The sequence below is a fragment of the Flavobacterium sp. SORGH_AS_0622 genome, assembly GCF_030818825.1.
Lineage (GTDB): Bacteria > Bacteroidota > Bacteroidia > Flavobacteriales > Flavobacteriaceae > Flavobacterium.
Genome location: NZ_JAUTAX010000001.1, coordinates 5,040,249 through 5,058,633, shown reverse-complemented (window position 1 = coordinate 5,058,633; position 18,385 = coordinate 5,040,249). Strand labels below are relative to the sequence as shown.

Below are 18,385 nucleotides of genomic sequence, written 5' to 3'. Positions count from 1 at the left end.
AAAATTATTACAATGAAAAAGTTTATTTTATCCTTAGTACTCATGGCTGTAACAACAAGTTACAGCCAAGAGTTAAACCTACCAGTATTTACCCAGTATTTGGCTGATAACCCTTTTATTCTTTCGCCTGCTTATGCTGGTATTGGAGATAATCTCCGTATTAGAGCCAATGGTTTAACACAGTGGGTCGGAATCAAAGATGCACCAGATAACCAATCATTGTATGCAGATTTTCGAATTTTAGATCGTTCCGGAGTAGGGTTGTCTTTATACAATGACAGCAATGGTAATACAAGACAAACAGGAGCAAAAGTTTCCTTTGCACACCACCTTATCTTAGATTATTACTCAGAGCAATATCTTTCCTTTGGTATTTCATATAACTTTAATAGTTTCCGTATTGAAACAGGCAATTTTACAGGAGATGTAAATGGTGTTCCAGTAGCATTAGATCCTTCGATAACAGACAATCGTTACAATTCAAACAACAACTTTGATATTAGTGCTTTGTATCGTAACAAAGGATTCTACTTTAGTTTTAATGCCAATAACGTTTTAAAGAAAAACGTTGACAAGTATAGAGGAGTTGAGCCGGATTTACTTTCAAACTTTCAAGTATATTCTGGATTTACATTTAGAGATGGGGAAAACAGAAGAATTGAATACGAACCATCAGTTTTCTTGCAGTATTTTGCGAGTGACCAGCGTTCGACAACCGACCTTAACTTCAAATACAGACGTTACAATCGCTACGAAGATTACTATTGGATTGGAGTTTCTTACCGTTTCTTAAATGACCAGTTTCCTAAGCCTTTGGCAGCAGGACCTATGGCAGGTTTTATGAAATCTAAATTCTATTTTGCGTATTCGTACCAATTTATGTTTAACGGACTTGGGACTTACAATTCTGGAACCCACTCGATAACAATTGGATTTGATTTCTTACAATCTATCAGTAACTGTCCTTGTACACAGAGTCCAGTTCACGATTAAACAAGTATTTTTATCATTTTTAAGAATTAATTTGTTTATTTTCATAATTTACAACGTTTTCGTTTTTATTGATCGATTATTTTTGCTTTTTTGAAATTTATAGTACTGTAAAAGTTCTATATTTGTTATTCTTTCAAAAAATTAAAAAAATTAGCAGATGAAAACTTTAAACGATTTCGATTTTAAAAATAAAAAAGCAATTATCCGTGTAGACTTCAACGTGCCGTTGGATGAGAATTTTAATGTTACAGATACAACACGTATTGAGGCTGCAAAACCAACTATTGATACAATCTTAGGGCAAGGCGGAAGCGTGATCTTAATGTCTCATTTAGGCAGACCAAAAGGAGCAGAAGAGAAATATTCTCTTAAACATATTTTAAAAACAGCTTCTGATATTTTAGGAGTTGAAGTAAAATTTGCTGAAAACTGCGTTGGAGAAACAGCTCAGACTGCAGCAAAAGATTTAAAACCAGGTGAAGTTCTATTATTAGAAAATTTACGTTTTCACGCAGAAGAAGAAGCTGGAGATGTAGCTTTTGCTAAAGAATTAGCTTCTCTTGGAGATATTTATGTAAACGATGCATTTGGTACAGCTCACAGAGCGCACGCATCAACTACAATTATTGCACAATTTTTTCCAAACGATAAATGTTTCGGAACTTTATTGGCTAAAGAAATTGAGAGTTTAAACAAAGTACTTAATAACAGTGAAAAACCTGTTACTGCTGTTCTTGGAGGTTCTAAAGTTTCATCTAAAATCACAGTTATCGAAAATATCTTAGATAAAGTTGATCACATGATTATTGGAGGTGGAATGACATTTACGTTCATTAAAGCCCAAGGCGGAAAAATTGGTGAATCTATCTGTGAAGACGATAAATTAGATTTAGCTCTTGAAATTTTAAGATTAGCAAAAGAAAAAAACGTTCAAGTTCATATTCCAGTTGATGTTATTGCTGCAGATGATTTCTCAAACAATGCTAATACTCAGGTTGTAGATGTAACTGCAATTCCTGACGGATGGCAAGGTTTAGATGCAGGTCCAAAATCTTTAGAGAACTTCAAAAAAGTAATTTTAGAGTCAAAAACTATCCTTTGGAATGGTCCATTAGGAGTTTTTGAAATGGAAACTTTCTCTAAAGGAACTATCGCATTAGGAGATTATATTGCCGAAGCTACAGAAAATGGTGCATTTTCTTTAGTAGGAGGTGGTGATTCTGTTGCAGCAGTAAAACAATTCGGATTTGAAGACAAAATGAGCTATGTTTCTACTGGTGGCGGGGCTATGCTTGAGATGTTAGAAGGAAGAGTTTTACCTGGAATTGCTGCAATTTTAGACTAAAATATCACAATTAACATTTTTTTACATAGTTTTCTTCAATAAAGGGCTTAGATTTGCAAAAATACAGTTCCTATAATTCTTTGAGTTACAGAATTTTAAAAAAATGTTATATGATTGTAAAGAAAATATCCTTAGTGGTTACAGCTTTGTTCTCTATGTCGATGTTCGCGCAGGAATCTGCAGAATTTTCTAGAGATATAAAGCAAGACATTAAGTTGTCGTATTTAGATTCTATCAAAAGCACATTCAAAAGAGACCAGTTAGCTACAAAAGTTGATAGTTTATGGATGAATGAATTGGTTAGTCTTGACATTTATGACGATTTAACAAAAGACATTCAAACAATTAATAAAGATGTCACTGTCGATGAAGAACTGCCAACAGAATTGCTCAAACAGCGTTTAGCGGCAATGAATCAGAAATCACCTTTTGAGATAGAATACAATCAAGGTTTAGAAAATATAATAAAGTCATTTCTTAAGAACCGTAAAAAATCGTTTTCTCGATTAATGGCTTTATCAGAATATTATTTCCCAATCTTCGAGGATGCTTTTGCCAAACAAAATGTTCCTTTGGAAATAAAATATTTAGCCGTTGTAGAATCTGCTTTAAATCCTAAAGCAGTTTCTAAAATGGGCGCCACGGGACTTTGGCAGTTTATGTACGGAACCGGAAAACAATACGCTTTAAAAATCGATTCTTATATCGATGAAAGAAGTGATCCTCTTAAAGCTACAGCCGCATGTTCTGAATACATGACCAAAATGTTCAATATTTTTGGTGACTGGGAACTGGTTTTAGCATCTTACAATTCAGGTCCTGGAAATGTTACCAAAGCAATTCGTCGCTCAGGCGGAAAAACTAAATATTGGGACATTCGCAATTACCTTCCAAAAGAAACTCAAGGTTACGTTCCCGCTTTCTTAGCAACAATGTATCTTTTTGAATATCATAAAGAACACGGAATTAACCCAGAAAGAGCTGTTGTTAAAAACTTTGAAACAGATACAATAGCAATTAAAAATCAAATGTCTTTTAAACAACTTGCTGATTTATTAGACATGCCGCAATCGCAAATCCAGCTTTTAAATCCATCTTATAAAATGAATGTGGTTCCTTTCTATCAAGGAGAACAACATTTTATTCGTCTTCCAAAAGATAAAATAGCAACATTTGTTTCCAACGAAGATCAAATTTATGCTTACGTTAAGCACGATACAGAATTTAGATCAACATCATCAAGACTTGCAGTAAAATACGCTCCAAAAGTTAAGCCGGCAGCTAAACCTGCAGCAATTGACAATGGCGATTACGAATTTTACAAAGTTAGAAAAGGAGATAATTTAGGAGCAATTGCATCAAAATATAATGTGAGTATTAGTGAGTTAAAAAAATGGAATAACATTAAAACTAATGCCGTTGCAGTTGGAAGAAGTCTTAAAATTAAATCTGAAGAAACTGCTACAGTTAAAACAAATCCAGTTATAGACAAAGAAGAAGCAATTGCATCTGCAGATGATAAAGAAAAATCAACTACAGTACCACAAGACTATGTTGTAGCTGCTGGAGATAATTTAGGAAGTATTGCCAAAAAATTCGGTATGACTATTGCGGAGTTAAAAGAACTTAATAATTTAACTTCAAATAATATTGGTTTAGGAAAAACGCTTATTATTTCAAAAGCGTCTCCAATAATAGAAGAGCCGGCTTCAACAGCAATTGCATCAACTTCAGTTGATTCATTCAAGAAAAAAGCAGTTTCTAAAAATATGGGTGAAGATTATTACGTTAAAAAAGGAGACTCTTTATACAGTATTTCTAAAAAATATCCTGGAGTAACAATTTCAGATATTAAAAAATGGAATGGTATTAAAGATGAAGACATTAAACCGGGAATGAAACTTAAAATAAACGGATAATAGAATAATCTTATTAAATTTGGGTTTTATTTCATAAATTAAGAAAATGAATAAAACCCATTTTTTATTTCTATTACTTTCATTTTTCCTGATTTCATGCTTCAAAGGCGAAAAGCAAAACGATTCAGTTTCAGGAAAAACAAATACCATTTCGATCATTATTGACGATCAGCTGTGGTATGGAGAAGTTGGCGATAGCATTCGAAATAAATTTGCCTCGCCGGTTCTTGGACTTACCCAAGAAGAACCGCTTTTTACCATCAATCAATATCCTGCTCGATTGCTTGAAGGTTTTGTAACCGACAGCCGAAGCATTATTGTAGTTAAAAAAACGGCATCAGATAAATTCGAAATCATTCGAAGCAAAGCTTTACCTCACAATACATTCCGTATCTACGGAAAATCAGTAGATGATATTATCTGTAGTATCGAATTAAACTCTCCAGAGATCATCAAACAAATTCGTGATGCCGAAATTCAAAAGGTTCAGGAAGACAATAGTAAATCACTATTGAATCCAGCGATCATTAAAAATAAATTCCATATCGATCTACAAATCCCTACTGGATATGAATATGTACTGCATAAAAAGAATTTCATCTGGCTTAAAAAAGAAATCATCAGCGGTAATACAAGTCTTTTAGTATACCAAATACCTTTGCACAAATTCGACAAGAAAAAAGATGTTGTAAATTCAATTGTGCGTATGCGAGATTCAGTTGGAAGTTACATTAAAGGTCGCGAGCCTAACACAAGAATGATTACCAGCGAAGCTTACGCACCTTATTTTTCAAAAGTTACATTAGACAATAAAGATGCTTTTGAAACAAAAGGAACCTGGGAATTAAAAAACGATTTTATGGCAGGACCATTTATTAATTATGCCATTGTTGACAAAACGTATAATCGTCTTTTGGTTATAGAGGGATTTTGTTACTCGCCATCTAATCAAGAACGAGATTTAATGTTAGAGTTAGAAGCAATTATCAAATCAGTGAAAATTGATAAGAGATAAAGTTTTGTTTTGAGCTTATAGCAGGCAATTATTCTAACTCGTACCAAAAAACCTGAAACTTGTAGCTTGAAGCAATTTACGCTAATATTTTCCTTACTTTTGTTTGTAACAAACATAAAAACAAATAGTTATGAAAAAATTAATCGCAACACTAGTATTGTTTGTGCTGTGTTTGATCTCTTGTAAAAAGGAAGTAAAAACAGAAACCGAAACCACAAAAGTTTCAGACAGCATTAAAACTGAAGAACCAATTGCAGAAGAACCAGTAGATTCTGCTACGCAAGCAAAAGCCTGGCAGGCATATGCAACACCCGGAGCTCCGCATAAATTAATGACAGACGAAGTAGGAACATGGAATTGCGATATGACTTTTTGGTATGAGCCGAATGCAAAACCAGAAAAAACAACCTCAGTAGCCAATATCAAAATGATTTTAGGAGGGCGTTATCAAGAATCAGATTACCAAGGAAAAATTATGGGAGCGCCATTTGTCGGCAAAAGTACATTGGCCTACAACAACGCCAGTAAAGAATATACAACCACTTTTATCGATAATATGGGAACCGGTATGATGGTCGCTTTTGGTAAATATGATGAAAAAACAAAAACAATTGAATTTAAAGGAGATGTCGTAAATCCAGTAACTGGAAAAAAAGCGCCGTACAGAGAAGTATATACAATTGTTGATCCAACAACACGAAAAATGGAAATGTACGACACGAAAAATGGAACAGAATATAAAAGCATGGAAATAGTGATGAAGAAAAAATAATTTCCAGCACAGCGTAAAATAGAAATCCCGATTACAATTTGTAGTCGGGATTTCTATTTGATAATATTTGATGTAATTTTGCTTGTTCTATAATAAACAACAACGAAAAAGCAGCAAACAATATACAGAATGGAGTTAAAATGGAAAATAAAGCCTTTTGAGGCATTAAATGTAAACGAGTTATATGATTTGCTCAGACTAAGAAGTGAGATCTTTGTAGTGGAGCAAAACTGCGTTTATTTGGATTTAGACGGAAAAGACAAGAAAGCATTACATTTAATTGGCGAATATGACGGCAAAATTGTAGCTTATTCTCGTTTATTCGATGCCGGAATTTCATTTGATAACGCTTCAATAGGAAGAGTGGTAGTTGATGCCAATTACAGAGATAAAAAATTTGGACATGATTTAATGCGTGAAGCTATCTCCCAAATACAATCAAACTTTGGAAAAGATAAAATTACTATCGGAGCACAGTTGTATTTAAAGAAATTCTACGAAAGCCACGGTTTTGTACAAACCAGCGAAATGTATTTAGAAGATGATATTCCGCATATTGAAATGATTCGACAGTAATTAAATACTCCACAAGATTTGACTTCATTCACTACATCTTTAAAATCGTTTTATATTCTGTTTGGTTATTTAATACACTAACTGCTCTTTTAATTTCAGAATTATTTTTGATATAAAACTGATACAAACCTTCCTGATATTGATATCTCTTAATCAATTCTTCCTGGATCATGTTTTTAATTTCCTTTTGGTTTTTATCCAGCAAAGTGGTTTCACTTTTTTCTAAAGCGGCCAATAACTGCTGATATTCAGGAGCAATCGTTTCGTCTATTTTTTCATTTTTAGCTGCCGCTAAAGTGTTTTTCAAAGCCACTTCAGTTTCGGTATCAAATGTGATTTTATTTGCTTTCAAAAACTGTTTGAAAGAACTATAATCTGCGTCTGTTATGGTTGGGATTTTATCTCCCAAATTCGGATTTTTGTAGTAGTAAGTTGTCGCATAATCAAAAACGCCATCATTTTTAATTAAAGCTGTTGCAATTGCGCTGGTTTTAGTTTCTTCTAATTCAATATCTGGTAAAACTCCACCGCCGTCATAAACTGTTCTGCCTTTTCTGGTTTTAAAAGCATTAAAATTTTTAGCATCAGTTTTTAGTGCCATGCCGTTTTTGTCTTTATGCGCATAATCCAATGCCTGAATACATCTTCCAGACGGAGTATAATATCTCGAAATAGTAACTTTTAACTGCGTTCCGTAAGTAAGGTCAACCGAACGCTGTACCAAACCTTTTCCGAAACTTCTGCTTCCTAAAATAACCGCTCGGTCTAAATCCTGTAAAGCACCAGAAACAATTTCAGACGCAGAAGCACTTCTTCCGTTTACTAAAATTGCCAATGGAATCTCTGTATCTACAGGCTCTTTCTGAGTTTTATAAGTATTATTGTGTTTTTCAATTCGTGATTTAGTCGTTACAATTACTTCATTCTTCGGCACAAATAAATTACAAATATCAATTGCTTCGTTCAATAAACCTCCAGGGTTTCCTCTTAAATCTAAAACAATTTGTTTCGCTCCGTCGGCTTTTAACTTTTCAAGAGCATCTTTTACTTCGTTTGAAGCTTTTCTGCTAAAATGTGCTAAAACAATATAACCTGTTTTATCATCAATTTTTCCATAAAAAGGAACCGATTTAATATCTACTTCATCCAAAATCAAAACAGTGGTGTAAGGTTTACCCTGACGAAGATATTTAATATTGATTTTAGTGTTTTTCGTTCCCTTTAAAAGTTGAGAAGCGTCATCTTTAAAATCGGCAATCAAAACATCTCCAATTTGAATAATTTCGTCGCCCGCTTTTAGTCCGGCTTTATCGGCAGGATAATTTTTATAAGGTTCGCGAACAATTAAGCGATCTTTTTTTCTTGAGATTAAAGCACCAATGCCAGTATATTCTCCAGTATTGTTGATTTTAAAGTTCACTACATCTTGTTCGTTAAAGTAAACCGTATACGGGTCTAAACTTCCCAACATGCTTTTGATCGCTTTATCCATCAAATCGCCAGGATTCGTTTCGTCTACATAATTGGTGTTTACTGCTTTAAACAAAGTCGTAAAAATCTCGATCTGTTTGGCAATTTCAAAAAAATCTTCTTTAAAACTGGTTCCAACAAACAACATTCCCGCAGCAGCTACAGGTATAATAAATTTCTTTTTGAAATACGGATACATAATTATTCTTTTTTTCTTCTTTTTAATCTTTTTCTAATAAAATAGGCAAATACAAAAAACAGAATGACAAATGGCCAAACGCTTAATAATGAAATTAATAAATCGGATAAACTAAAAAATCCTGATTTAATTGCGGTTCCAAGTTTTGAACCGTATGATATTTTAACACCTTCTTTTTCAGGTATTGTTTTATAAAATTCAATAGTAACAGTACTTTCAGAAACTCGGCTTTCCAGATATTTCAGCTGACCTTCTTTAGATTCGATTTCCTCGCGAATAGCAGAAATTTGTTCTTCAATCTCTAAAATTTCACTGACTTTGTTCGCTTTTTTTAGAATTTCAAGATAACGTTCTTCTAGTTTTTTCTTGGTTTTTAATCGAGAAGTCAGATCGATATATTGTTCTGTAACATCTTCAGCAGAAATAGTTTTAACTTCAAAATAAGAAACACCTTTAGAAATATCACTTATAAAACGATCGAAATTCTGACTTGGTACTTTTATCGTTAGATTTCTAAAAACAGTTGCAAAATCCTTTCCTTCAGAATCGTTTATGATTCTGGCTTTACTAGTCAACGCAGCTTTTTGAATTTGACTGAAAGAATTTTCTAAATTATCAGTTTCAAATTTTAAAGTTGCTTCTTTTATGATTTTTTGTTCGATTTTTTCATCTACTTTAGGCGGCGGTGGAGGCGGCGGAGCATCGTTCGGACTTGGCTTTTTGTCATAAGCAACATTTTCTGCTTTTGCAGGCATTTGTACACTTTGAATTGCATAAGCTTCGTCATTTACAGCGTTTGCTTTTTTACATCCAAAAAGAATTAAAAACAAAAAAGATAAAAAGAAAATGTGACGCATAAAATTTCAATTTAGAGCTAAAACTACGATTTTTTTGTCTAATTTGATTATTAATCTTACGTTTTGAAATTTACGATTCACTTTTCTGTTCAGGATCTTGAGATTTGTTTATTTGAGCTGTAAATTTCTCAAACAACTGAATCATTTTGGTATTGATTTCTGCGTATGATAGCTTGTCCTTAGTCTGATAAAAAAGCATAATAGAATAGTTTCCATCCAGATTATCAAGAAGCAAATGTTTGTTTAAGCGGTATGTTTCTCGCAAAACTCTTTTGAAGTAATTTCTATCAACGGCTTTCTTGAAATATTTCTTAGAAACCGAAACACCAATTTTGGTTTGTTCTTCTGCATTTTCTTCCGCTGGACGGTAAACCAAACGAAGCGGATATTTAGACACCGATTTTCCATCAGAAAAAAGTAAGCCAATCGTTGTTTTGCTTTTTAAACGCTCGTTTTTAGGGTAAGTGAAGTTCATTTAATTCAGAAAAAATTTGCAAATTTTACTGCAAAGGTACAATTAAACCAGAAAAACGGTTATTGTTTTCAATTTTAATAAGTCTAAAAATATATTTATTACTTTTGCGCATTAATTTTTGAAGCATGGAAAAAATTATTTCTTATCCAATATCGGTAATTTATTATTTATTATTTGGTTTATGTTTGGCTGTTTTTCATCCCATTCAATGGATTTGTTTAAATTTATTTGGTTACCAAGCTCATAAAAAAAGTGTAGACTATTTAAATTTCTGCCTTTTAAAATGTACAAATCTTGTGGGAACAAGATATACAATCGAAAATAGAGAGACAATTCCGACAGGAGTGCCGATCATTTTTGTGGCCAATCATCAAAGTATGTACGATATAGTCGCAATGATTTGGTACTTTAGACGTTTTCATTGTAAATTTGTAAGTAAGAAGGAATTAGGAAGCGGAATTCCAAGTGTTTCTTTTAATTTGAAATACGGAGGATCTGTCTTAATTGACCGTAAAGACCCTAAACAAGCGATACCAGTTATCAAAGGCTTGTCTGAATATATCGAAAAAAATACAAGATCGGCCGTTATCTTCCCAGAAGGAACAAGAAGCAAAACAGGAAAACCAAAAGAATTCGCGCAAAGCGGTCTGAAAATTTTATGCAAATATGCGCCGTCTGCATATGTTGTACCGGTGAGTATTAATAATTCTTGGAAAATGGTAAAATTTGGTTTCTTTCCTGTTGGTTTAGGAAATCACCTGAAATTTACGGCTCATAAAGCTTTAGCTGTCAAAGATTACAAATTTGAAGAGCTTATGGAGATTACGGAAAGAGCGGTTAAAGAAGGAATAAATGAGTATAAACAGGTTTAAGTTTTAGTCCGAGCTAAAACGTACAACCCAAATCTATAATAAGTAATGTCTATAAAAAACATTAGATTAGAAGTAATGCAGTTTTTGGAAAAAAACGTGGATAGCTTCGTTGAACAGTATTTAATTCCAGTGGAAAAAATTTGGCAGCCGTCTGATTTTTTACCAAATTCTGAAGGAGAAAATTTCTTCGAAGAGGTAAGAGAGCTACGCGAGATTGCTAAAGAATTACCATACGATTTCTGGGTTACGCTTGTAGGTGATACCATCACCGAAGAAGCTTTGCCTACATATGAGTCTTGGTTAATGGATGTCGAAGGAGTAGATCAAGTAGAAAATGGTGGTAACGGTTGGTCTAAATGGATCCGTCAATGGACCGGAGAAGAAAACCGCCACGGAGATCTTTTAAATAAATACCTGTATTTGTCTGGTCGTGTGAACATGCGTGAAATCGAAATGACTACACAGCATTTAATCAACGACGGTTTTGATATTGGAACTGGAACTGACCCGTACAAAAACTTTGTATACACGAGTTTCCAGGAATTAGCAACTTACGTTTCTCACAATAGAGTAGCGCAGATCGCAAAGAAATTTGGCGATAACAAGTTGTCTAAAATGTGTAAAATGATTGCAGGTGACGAAATGCGCCACCATCATGCATACAGCGAATTTGTAACTAGAATTTTCCAAGTTGATCCAAGTGAAATGATGCTTGCTTTTCAATACATGATGAAGCAGAAAATCGTTATGCCGGCTCATTTCTTGAGAGAATCTGGACAAAAAATAAGTTCAGCATTTGAGCAGTTCTCAGATTCTGCACAGCGTATCGGGGTTTATACTGCAAATGATTATGTTGATATTATGCAGAAATTAATGAACAAATGGGAAATTGATAAAATTACCAATTTGACTGATGAGGCTGAGAAAGCACGCGATTACTTAATGAAATTACCAGCTCGTATGGCAAGAATATCAGAAAGAATCGTTATTCCACAAGAATCACACATCTTTAAATGGGTTGAACCAGCGAGATTGTAAATTTTAGATTGCAGATTTTATATTTTAGATTTAAAATTGAGTTTTGCAATTGATTTTGATATTGAAAAATGTTGATTGTTAGATTTTCAAAACTCTAACAATCAGCATTTTTTATTTAATACAAACCTTTCGTAAATCTGCTTAATGTGCATGATCTGCGAGAAATTCAAATAATATAATTCATGAATACTTCTGAACTAATAAATAAAACCATTGCTTTCGTAAAAGAAAAACTGAACGATGCCGAAGGCGGACACGATTGGTTTCATATCGAACGCGTGTATAAAAATGCACTTTTAATAGCAAAAGATACCGTTTGTGACCTAACAGTTGTCCAGCTGGGAGCTTTGCTTCATGATATTGCTGACAGTAAATTTCATAATGGGGATGAAACTATCGGTCCAAAAACAGCGAGAGCATTTTTAGAGACAGAAAATGTTTCAGAAGATATAATTACGCATGTTGTCAATATCATCGAAAATATCTCTTATAAAGGCGGAAATTTCGAAAAGAAATTCTCTTCTGTCGAATTGGATATCGTTCAGGATGCCGATCGTTTAGATGCAATTGGTGCAATTGGTGTTGCAAGGGCATTCAATTATGGCGGATTTAAAAACAGAGCTTTGTACAATCCTGAAATTGCTCCAGTAACCAATATGACAAAAGAAGAGTACAAGAAAAACAATGCTCCAACAATAAATCATTTCTACGAAAAGCTTTTACTTTTAAAAGATAAAATGAATACCGAAAAAGGAAAACAAATCGCTGCCGAAAGACATCAGTTTATGGAAACATTTCTTGCGCAGTTTTATGCTGAGTGGGAAGGGGTGAAGTAAGTTCTCAGTTTTCAGTCTCAGTTTTCAATTTTATATTCTATAGAAATACCCAGAACACTTCTACTTTAAATGCCAAGTTATAAGTAATGCGGCAAAAAAGCCTAGTATGAACCATAATAAGCGAGTAACTCTGTTATCTCTGATTATTTCTTTCTTATCTTCTGGTGACATTTTAAATGAATTTTAAAATTTCAAAAATAATATCAAAAAATATACAAATAAGATATTTACGGTTTTAAAAATATCATAATAAGACATTTTTTGAAAATGAAAAAGCTTCACAAGATTGATAAATCTCTGTGAAGCTTTTTCATTAAGTTATATTTTAAAGTTCTAATCAAAAAAAAACTTTGTCCCTCTGAACCTTTGTCTCTTTGTCCCTAAACTAAGAACACCCACAATTTCCATCGCCGCAGTCTTTTTTCTTTTTAGATTTAAAAAAGAATTTTTTGATCAGAAAAGCTACTGCAAATCCTAATATGGCGAAAGCTATAATTTGCTGAATCATAATTTTTTATTTTAAAAGTTGATACGCAATTAATGCGGTAAAATAAGCCAGTCCGCTCATTAAGACCAGCTGCATTGCAGGCCATTTCCACGAATTGGTTTCTTTTTTAGTAATAGCCAAAGTACTGGCACACTGCATAGCAAAAGCATAAAACAACAATAAAGATATTCCAGTGGCGAAATCAAATACTTTTTTCCCCGTATCTGGACGTATTTCTGCCTGCATTTTGCTTTTTATGGTCGATTCGTTATCCGTATCTCCAACACTGTAAATAGTCGCCAGTGTTCCCACGAAAACTTCACGGGCTGCAAAAGAGCTGATTAATGCAATTCCGATTTTCCAATCGTAACCCAAAGGCGCAATTGCTGGTTCGATCGCTCTTCCCATTAATCCGATATAAGAGTTTTCTAGTTTTTGAGAAGCAACTTCGTTTTCAAACTGAGTCTCATCTAAAGTTTTAGCAGCAAATCTTTCTTTTACAATAGACTCAGCTTCGTTAAAATCTTTTCCAGGTCCGTATGAAGCTAAAAACCATAAAATAACCGATATCGCCAAGATGATTTTACCTGCGCCAACAATAAATGCTTTTGTTTTCTCTACAACATTAATTCCGACATTTTTTAAAAGCGGCATTTTGTAACTCGGCATTTCGACAACAAAATACGTTTTAGAGTTTAGTTTTAAAACTTTATTCAAAATATAAGCCGATAGAATCGCCGCAACAAAACCTAAAACGTAAAGTGACATTAAGGTTAATCCTTGAAGATTTAAAATCCCGAAAACGCGTTTACTCGGAATAACCAAAGAAATAATAATAGCATAAACAGGTAATCTTGCAGAGCAAGTCGTGAATGGCGTTACTAAGATCGTAATAAGGCGTTCTTTCCAATTCTCTATATTTCGAGTAGCCATAATTGCCGGAATCGCACAAGCTGTTCCTGAAATTAAAGGCACGACGCTTTTTCCTGAAAGTCCGAACCTGCGCATTATTTTATCCATTAAAAAAACAACACGGCTCATATAACCGCTTTCTTCCAGAATCGAAATAAAGAGGAATAAAAAGGCAATCTGTGGGATGAAAATAATAACACCACCAATTCCAGGAATAATTCCCTGAGACAATAAATCGGTTAAAATGCCGCTTGGAAGTTCTGCTGCAACCCAGCTGCTTAAAGAAGCAAAAGTGCTGTCAATGAAATCCATTGGAATAGTTGACCAGCTGAAAATCGATTGAAAAATCAAAAATAAAATAGCAAAGAAAATTACGTAACCCCAAACTTTGTGCGTTAAAACGCGGTCCAATTTGGCACGAATATCTTTGGCCATCGAAGCATCTACTTTTAAACCTTCTTTTAAAACATCATTTATAAATTGGTATCTTTTGATGGTTTCTTTTTGCTGTAAACGCTTTAATTCTGAATGTGATTTTGTTAAAGTGCTTCGAACTTCATTTCGGTCTAAATTAGAAAAGTTAACATCCTGCGTAATTACCAGCCACAACTTGTACATTAATTGATTGGGAAAAGCATGTTGTAATTTTTGAAAGTATTCAGGATCAATTACTGATGCATTTAAACAAGGTTCGTTTGGAAGAGTTTTATACGAAACAATCAATTCTTTTAATTCATCAATTCCTAAACCTTTGCGAGAACTTACTAGGGCAATTTTAGTTTTTAGTTTTTCCTCTAAATACGGAATATCCAAACTAATTCCCTTTCTTTCCATACGATCAGACATGTTAATCACCAATATCGTCGGAATTTCAAGGTCTTTGATTTGTGTATAAATCAGTAAATTTCGTTTCAGGTTTTCAACATCTGTTACTACAACGGCAACATCTGGAAATAATTTGTCATTTTTATTTAGCAAAAGTTCAATAACCACACTTTCATCCATCGAACTTGCATTCAAGCTGTAGGTTCCTGGTAAATCAAGAATATTAGCTTTTATATTATGAGGTAGTTTGCAAAAACCTATTTTTTTCTCAACAGTAATTCCAGGATAATTCCCAACTTGCTGGTTAAGACCAGTTAACTGATTAAAAACAGAGGTTTTTCCAGTATTCGGATTTCCGATAAGGGCAACATTGATATTTTGAACACTCATTACAAATTGGTTTTGATAAGTTCAACTTCAATTTCGCGAGCCGTTTCGATACGAATCGCTACATGCGAACCGTTAATATCCAAATATAGAGGATCTCCAAAAGGAGCAATCTGCAGTAATTCAACTAAGCTGCCAGGAAGACAACCCATTTCTAATAATTTCAGTGGAATAAGATCGATATCAAAATCTTTGATAATGGCTTTTTCGCCTTTTTTCAGAGTGTGTATTGTATTTTGCAAGCTTATTTAGATTGAATTTAGATTGCAAAAGTAGGCAATTATTCTTTATTCCAAGGCATTTAACACCTTCTCAAATGCTAAATGTTTCTAAAAATAAGGCTTTTTACTCTTGAGAAAGGAAATCGATGTCTTCTAAAAGACGTTTTATGTCTTCTTTGTTTGTTCCGTCATAAAAACCTCTAACGCGGCGTTTTTGATCTACCAAAACAAAATTCTCTGTATGAACCATATCGTACAACTGGTCTGGTCTTCCGAGTTTAACTGCCAAGTACGATTTTCTGGCCATTTTGTAGATTTCTTTTTTATCTCCTGTAACCAAATTCCATTTGCTGTCGACAACGCCATATTTTATAGCGTAGGCTTTTAAAACAGAAACACTGTCAACTTCTGGGAAAACCGTATGAGAAAGCAGCATTACTTTGGGATTGTTTAAAACAGCCTTTTGAACATCAACAAGATTCGTTGACATTTTTGGACAGATAGATCCGCAGGTTGTAAAGAAGAAGTCTGCAACATAAATTTTTCCTTCGTAATTTTTCTGTGTAATGGTATCGCCGTTTTGGTTTACAAATGAAAAATCGGCAATTGTGTGGTATTTGCTTTTATATTGAATGGTACTGTCTACCAATTCAGGATTTACATCGGCTGGATTATAAATTGGCAGAGTCTTTTTAGGTTTTAAGGCAGAGTAAAACAAAGATATCGTAACAACCGAAAACACTATTAAAACAATAAAGAATTTGCGGTATTTGTATAAAAGCGATTTCATAAAAATAATTTGGCGCAAAAATACAAAAAGCAGATTTTAAAAACTTTACTCGAATATTTTTTTAACAGCCTTTTGTAACTTTTACGATCAATATGCAACTAATTGATTAGTTAAAAATTCATGTTTGTGAAATTTATGTGTCTTTATGATTTTCCAGTTAGAATTTTAACACAATTTTAGAAATAATAACAATATGTTTGTATTTTCCCTTAAACCATAAACTTTTATGAAAAAACAATTTGCTAAACCTGTGTTTGGTGTCATATCTGCAATGTTTTCTTTAACAGCAGTTCAAGCCCAAGACGCAGCCTCAAAGGAACCAGGTATCAATGTATCTTATATGGATACTAAAGTTAGCCCAAGTCAGGATTTTTTTAAATATGTAAACGGAACTTGGCTTCAAAAAACAGAAATTCCAAGTGATCGTACAACATGGGGAAGTTTTAATGAGCTGATTAAAAGAACTGACAAAGATGTAATGACAGTTTTAAAAGATGCTTCTAAAAACCCAAAATACAAGTCAAACACTGATCAGGGAAAAGCTGTTAACTTATTCAATACCGTTTTAGATTCTGTTGGAAGAAATAAAAGAGGTATTGAACCACTTAAACCGTATTTGAAAAAAATTGACGCTATTAAAAATGTTGCTGATGTTCAGAAATATTTAGTGGAAATGGAAAAAGAAGGCGGTTCTGGATTTTTCGGAATTTACATTGGAGCTGATGATAAAAACAGTTCTAAAAATTCTGTAAATCTTTCTCCAAGCCAATTGGGTCTTCCAGACAAAGATTACTATACTTCTGATGATAAAGATTCTAAAGAAAAACGTGCTAAATATGAATTACACGTGGCTAGAATGCTTCAGTTTATTGGAGAATCTCCAGAAAAAGCAAAACAAAGCGCTGCTGAAATCTTAGCTTTAGAAACAGAATTATCTCAGCCAAGATTAAACAGAGTTGAAAGACGCGACAGCCGTTTGCAATACAATCCGATGACAATTGCTGATATTCAAAAATTGACGCCGGCAATTAAATGGAACGAATACTTTACTGGTTTAGGAATTACTAAATTGGATACTGTAATTGTAAGCGAGCCTAAATACATGACTGCTTTGCAAACTGTTTTTAAAGAAAACAAAGTAGGGCAGTGGAAAGAATATTTGAAATGGGATTTATTAAACAGCGCTGCAAGCCAGCTTTCATCAGATATTGATAATGCTAATTTTGATTTTTACAGCAAAACATTAAGAGGTGCAATAAAACAACTTCCAGCTGAAGAAAGAGCACTTGCAGTAGTAAATCGTAGTGTTGGAGAAGCTCTTGGAAAACTTTATGTAGAAAAATTATTTCCTGCTGAAGCAAAAGAGAAAGCTCAAAAAATGATTCAGAATGTGATTCTGGCTTACAAAAACAGAATCAATTCTTTGACTTGGATGTCTCCAGAAACAAAGGTAAAAGCTGTTGAGAAATTGAATAAAATCACCATCAAAATTGGATATCCTGATAAATGGAAAGATTATTCTGCTTTAACAATTAAAAGCACTGCAGAAGGCGGAACTTATTTTGATAATTCAAAAAATTTATCAAAATGGGCTTTCAAAAAAAGCATCGATAAATTAAGCAAACCAGTTGATAAAACAGAATGGGGAATGTCTCCTCAAACGGTAAATGCATATTACAATCCGTCTTATAACGAAATTGTATTCCCTGCAGCAATCTTACAACCGCCATTTTACAATTACCAAGCTGACGAAGCCGTTAATTATGGTGGAATCGGTGCTGTAATTGGACACGAAATTTCTCATGGATTTGATGATTCTGGTGCACGTTACAATGCTGAAGGAAATCTAGTAGACTGGTGGACAGATGAAGATTTGAAACAATTTACAGCTCTAGGAACAGATTTAGCAAATCAATACAGCGCGCTTGAGCCATTGCCAGGAGTGCATGTTGATGGTCATTTTACTTTAGGTGAAAACATTGGAGATTTAGGCGGAATCAATGCTGCTTATGATGGTTTACAATTGTACCTAAAAGAAAATGGTAATCCAGGTTTAATCGACGGATTTACGCCAGAGCAACGTTTCTTTATTTCTTGGGCTACCGTTTGGAGAACAAAAACTAGAGACGAAGCGATCAAAAACCAAGTAAAAACAGATCCGCACTCTCCAGGAATGTACAGAGCTTATGTGCCAATCCAGAATGTTGATGCTTTCTACAAAGCTTTCGATATTAAGAAAGGTGATAAAATGTATGTTGAACCAGAAAAACGAGTTAAAATCTGGTAATCGATTTTAATAATAAAAAAAGGGCGGTTTCGAATTTCGGAACCGCCCTTTTGCTTTACTATTTTATTCGTTTTTAAACTTGAGATATGAGTAATTATTCCCAGTTATC

At 33.6% G+C, this 18,385-nt stretch carries 17 protein-coding genes; 10 read left to right on the top strand and 7 right to left on the bottom strand.

Features of this window, described 5'->3' with window-relative positions; genetic code table 11:
- The first annotated feature begins 12 nt into the window (after positions 1 to 12).
- From QE431_RS21725 to QE431_RS21700, 6 genes are all read left to right on the top strand, one after another.
- Entirely contained in the window at positions 13 to 993 is a 981-nt protein-coding gene (locus QE431_RS21725; RefSeq protein ID WP_057115977.1) for a type IX secretion system membrane protein PorP/SprF, read from the top strand.
- A gap of 157 nt (positions 994 to 1,150) precedes the next feature.
- On the top strand, positions 1,151 to 2,338 hold the full coding sequence (gene pgk / locus QE431_RS21720) for a phosphoglycerate kinase (RefSeq protein WP_307300220.1): 1,188 nt from the start codon (positions 1,151 to 1,153) through the stop codon (positions 2,336 to 2,338).
- A 110-nt stretch (positions 2,339 to 2,448) separates the two neighbouring features.
- Complete coding sequence (locus QE431_RS21715) at positions 2,449 to 4,257, top strand: LysM peptidoglycan-binding domain-containing protein (protein WP_307300217.1); 1,809 nt, start codon at positions 2,449 to 2,451, stop codon at positions 4,255 to 4,257.
- A 46-nt stretch (positions 4,258 to 4,303) separates the two neighbouring features.
- On the top strand, positions 4,304 to 5,272 hold the full coding sequence (locus tag QE431_RS21710; protein WP_057115427.1) for a DUF4837 family protein: 969 nt from the start codon (positions 4,304 to 4,306) through the stop codon (positions 5,270 to 5,272).
- Positions 5,273 to 5,402: 130 nt separating this feature from the next.
- Entirely contained in the window at positions 5,403 to 6,044 is a 642-nt protein-coding gene (locus QE431_RS21705; RefSeq protein ID WP_307300213.1) for a DUF1579 domain-containing protein, read from the top strand.
- Positions 6,045 to 6,173: 129 nt separating this feature from the next.
- On the top strand, positions 6,174 to 6,620 hold the full coding sequence (locus tag QE431_RS21700) for a GNAT family N-acetyltransferase (RefSeq protein ID WP_057115425.1): 447 nt from the start codon (positions 6,174 to 6,176) through the stop codon (positions 6,618 to 6,620).
- Between the two features lie 31 nt (positions 6,621 to 6,651).
- Here the strand turns inward: QE431_RS21700 and QE431_RS21695 are convergent, their stop codons facing one another.
- The 3 genes from QE431_RS21695 to rnpA form a co-directional block, all read right to left on the bottom strand.
- Positions 6,652 to 8,289, bottom strand: coding sequence for a S41 family peptidase (locus tag QE431_RS21695; RefSeq protein ID WP_307300209.1), 1,638 nt, complete (start codon positions 8,287 to 8,289; stop codon positions 6,652 to 6,654).
- 2 nt (positions 8,290 to 8,291) lie between these two features.
- Positions 8,292 to 9,146, bottom strand: a complete 855-nt coding sequence (locus tag QE431_RS21690) for a DUF4349 domain-containing protein (protein WP_307300206.1) — start codon at positions 9,144 to 9,146, stop codon at positions 8,292 to 8,294.
- 70 nt (positions 9,147 to 9,216) lie between these two features.
- A complete protein-coding gene (rnpA, locus tag QE431_RS21685) occupies positions 9,217 to 9,621 on the bottom strand; it encodes a ribonuclease P protein component (protein ID WP_307300204.1) in 405 nt (134 codons plus the stop codon).
- A 125-nt stretch (positions 9,622 to 9,746) separates the two neighbouring features.
- Here rnpA and QE431_RS21680 point away from each other — a divergent pair, with 125 nt between their 5' ends.
- The 3 genes from QE431_RS21680 to QE431_RS21670 all read left to right on the top strand — a co-directional run bounded on the left by QE431_RS21680 (position 9,747) and on the right by QE431_RS21670 (position 12,367).
- Positions 9,747 to 10,493 (top strand): 1-acyl-sn-glycerol-3-phosphate acyltransferase, encoded by a 747-nt coding sequence (locus QE431_RS21680; RefSeq protein WP_057115421.1) that lies wholly within the window; start codon positions 9,747 to 9,749, stop codon positions 10,491 to 10,493.
- Between the two features lie 45 nt (positions 10,494 to 10,538).
- A complete protein-coding gene (locus QE431_RS21675; protein ID WP_057115420.1) occupies positions 10,539 to 11,531 on the top strand; it encodes an acyl-ACP desaturase in 993 nt (330 codons plus the stop codon).
- Positions 11,532 to 11,713: 182 nt separating this feature from the next.
- Positions 11,714 to 12,367 carry an HD domain-containing protein gene (locus QE431_RS21670; protein ID WP_307300199.1) on the top strand — a complete coding sequence of 218 codons (654 nt, stop codon included), beginning with the start codon at positions 11,714 to 11,716 and terminating at the stop codon, positions 12,365 to 12,367.
- Positions 12,368 to 12,752: 385 nt separating this feature from the next.
- Here the strand turns inward: QE431_RS21670 and QE431_RS21665 are convergent, their stop codons facing one another.
- The 4 genes from QE431_RS21665 to QE431_RS21650 all read right to left on the bottom strand — a co-directional run bounded on the left by QE431_RS21665 (position 12,753) and on the right by QE431_RS21650 (position 15,989).
- Positions 12,753 to 12,875 (bottom strand): FeoB-associated Cys-rich membrane protein, encoded by a 123-nt coding sequence (locus tag QE431_RS21665; protein WP_208326175.1) that lies wholly within the window; start codon positions 12,873 to 12,875, stop codon positions 12,753 to 12,755.
- Between the two features lie 6 nt (positions 12,876 to 12,881).
- On the bottom strand, positions 12,882 to 14,981 hold the full coding sequence (gene feoB / locus QE431_RS21660; protein WP_307300194.1) for a ferrous iron transport protein B: 2,100 nt from the start codon (positions 14,979 to 14,981) through the stop codon (positions 12,882 to 12,884).
- Positions 14,981 to 15,220, bottom strand: a complete 240-nt coding sequence (locus QE431_RS21655) for a FeoA family protein (RefSeq protein ID WP_026982352.1) — start codon at positions 15,218 to 15,220, stop codon at positions 14,981 to 14,983. The genes feoB and QE431_RS21655 overlap by 1 nt, the downstream gene beginning before the upstream one ends.
- A 103-nt stretch (positions 15,221 to 15,323) precedes the next feature.
- Positions 15,324 to 15,989, bottom strand: coding sequence for an SCO family protein (locus QE431_RS21650; RefSeq protein ID WP_057115416.1), 666 nt, complete (start codon positions 15,987 to 15,989; stop codon positions 15,324 to 15,326).
- Positions 15,990 to 16,215: 226 nt separating this feature from the next.
- On the opposite strand from QE431_RS21650, the gene QE431_RS21645 reads away from it, so the two are divergent.
- Positions 16,216 to 18,276 carry a M13 family metallopeptidase gene (locus QE431_RS21645; protein WP_057115415.1) on the top strand — a complete coding sequence of 687 codons (2,061 nt, stop codon included), beginning with the start codon at positions 16,216 to 16,218 and terminating at the stop codon, positions 18,274 to 18,276.
- Positions 18,277 to 18,385: the final 109 nt, after the last annotated feature.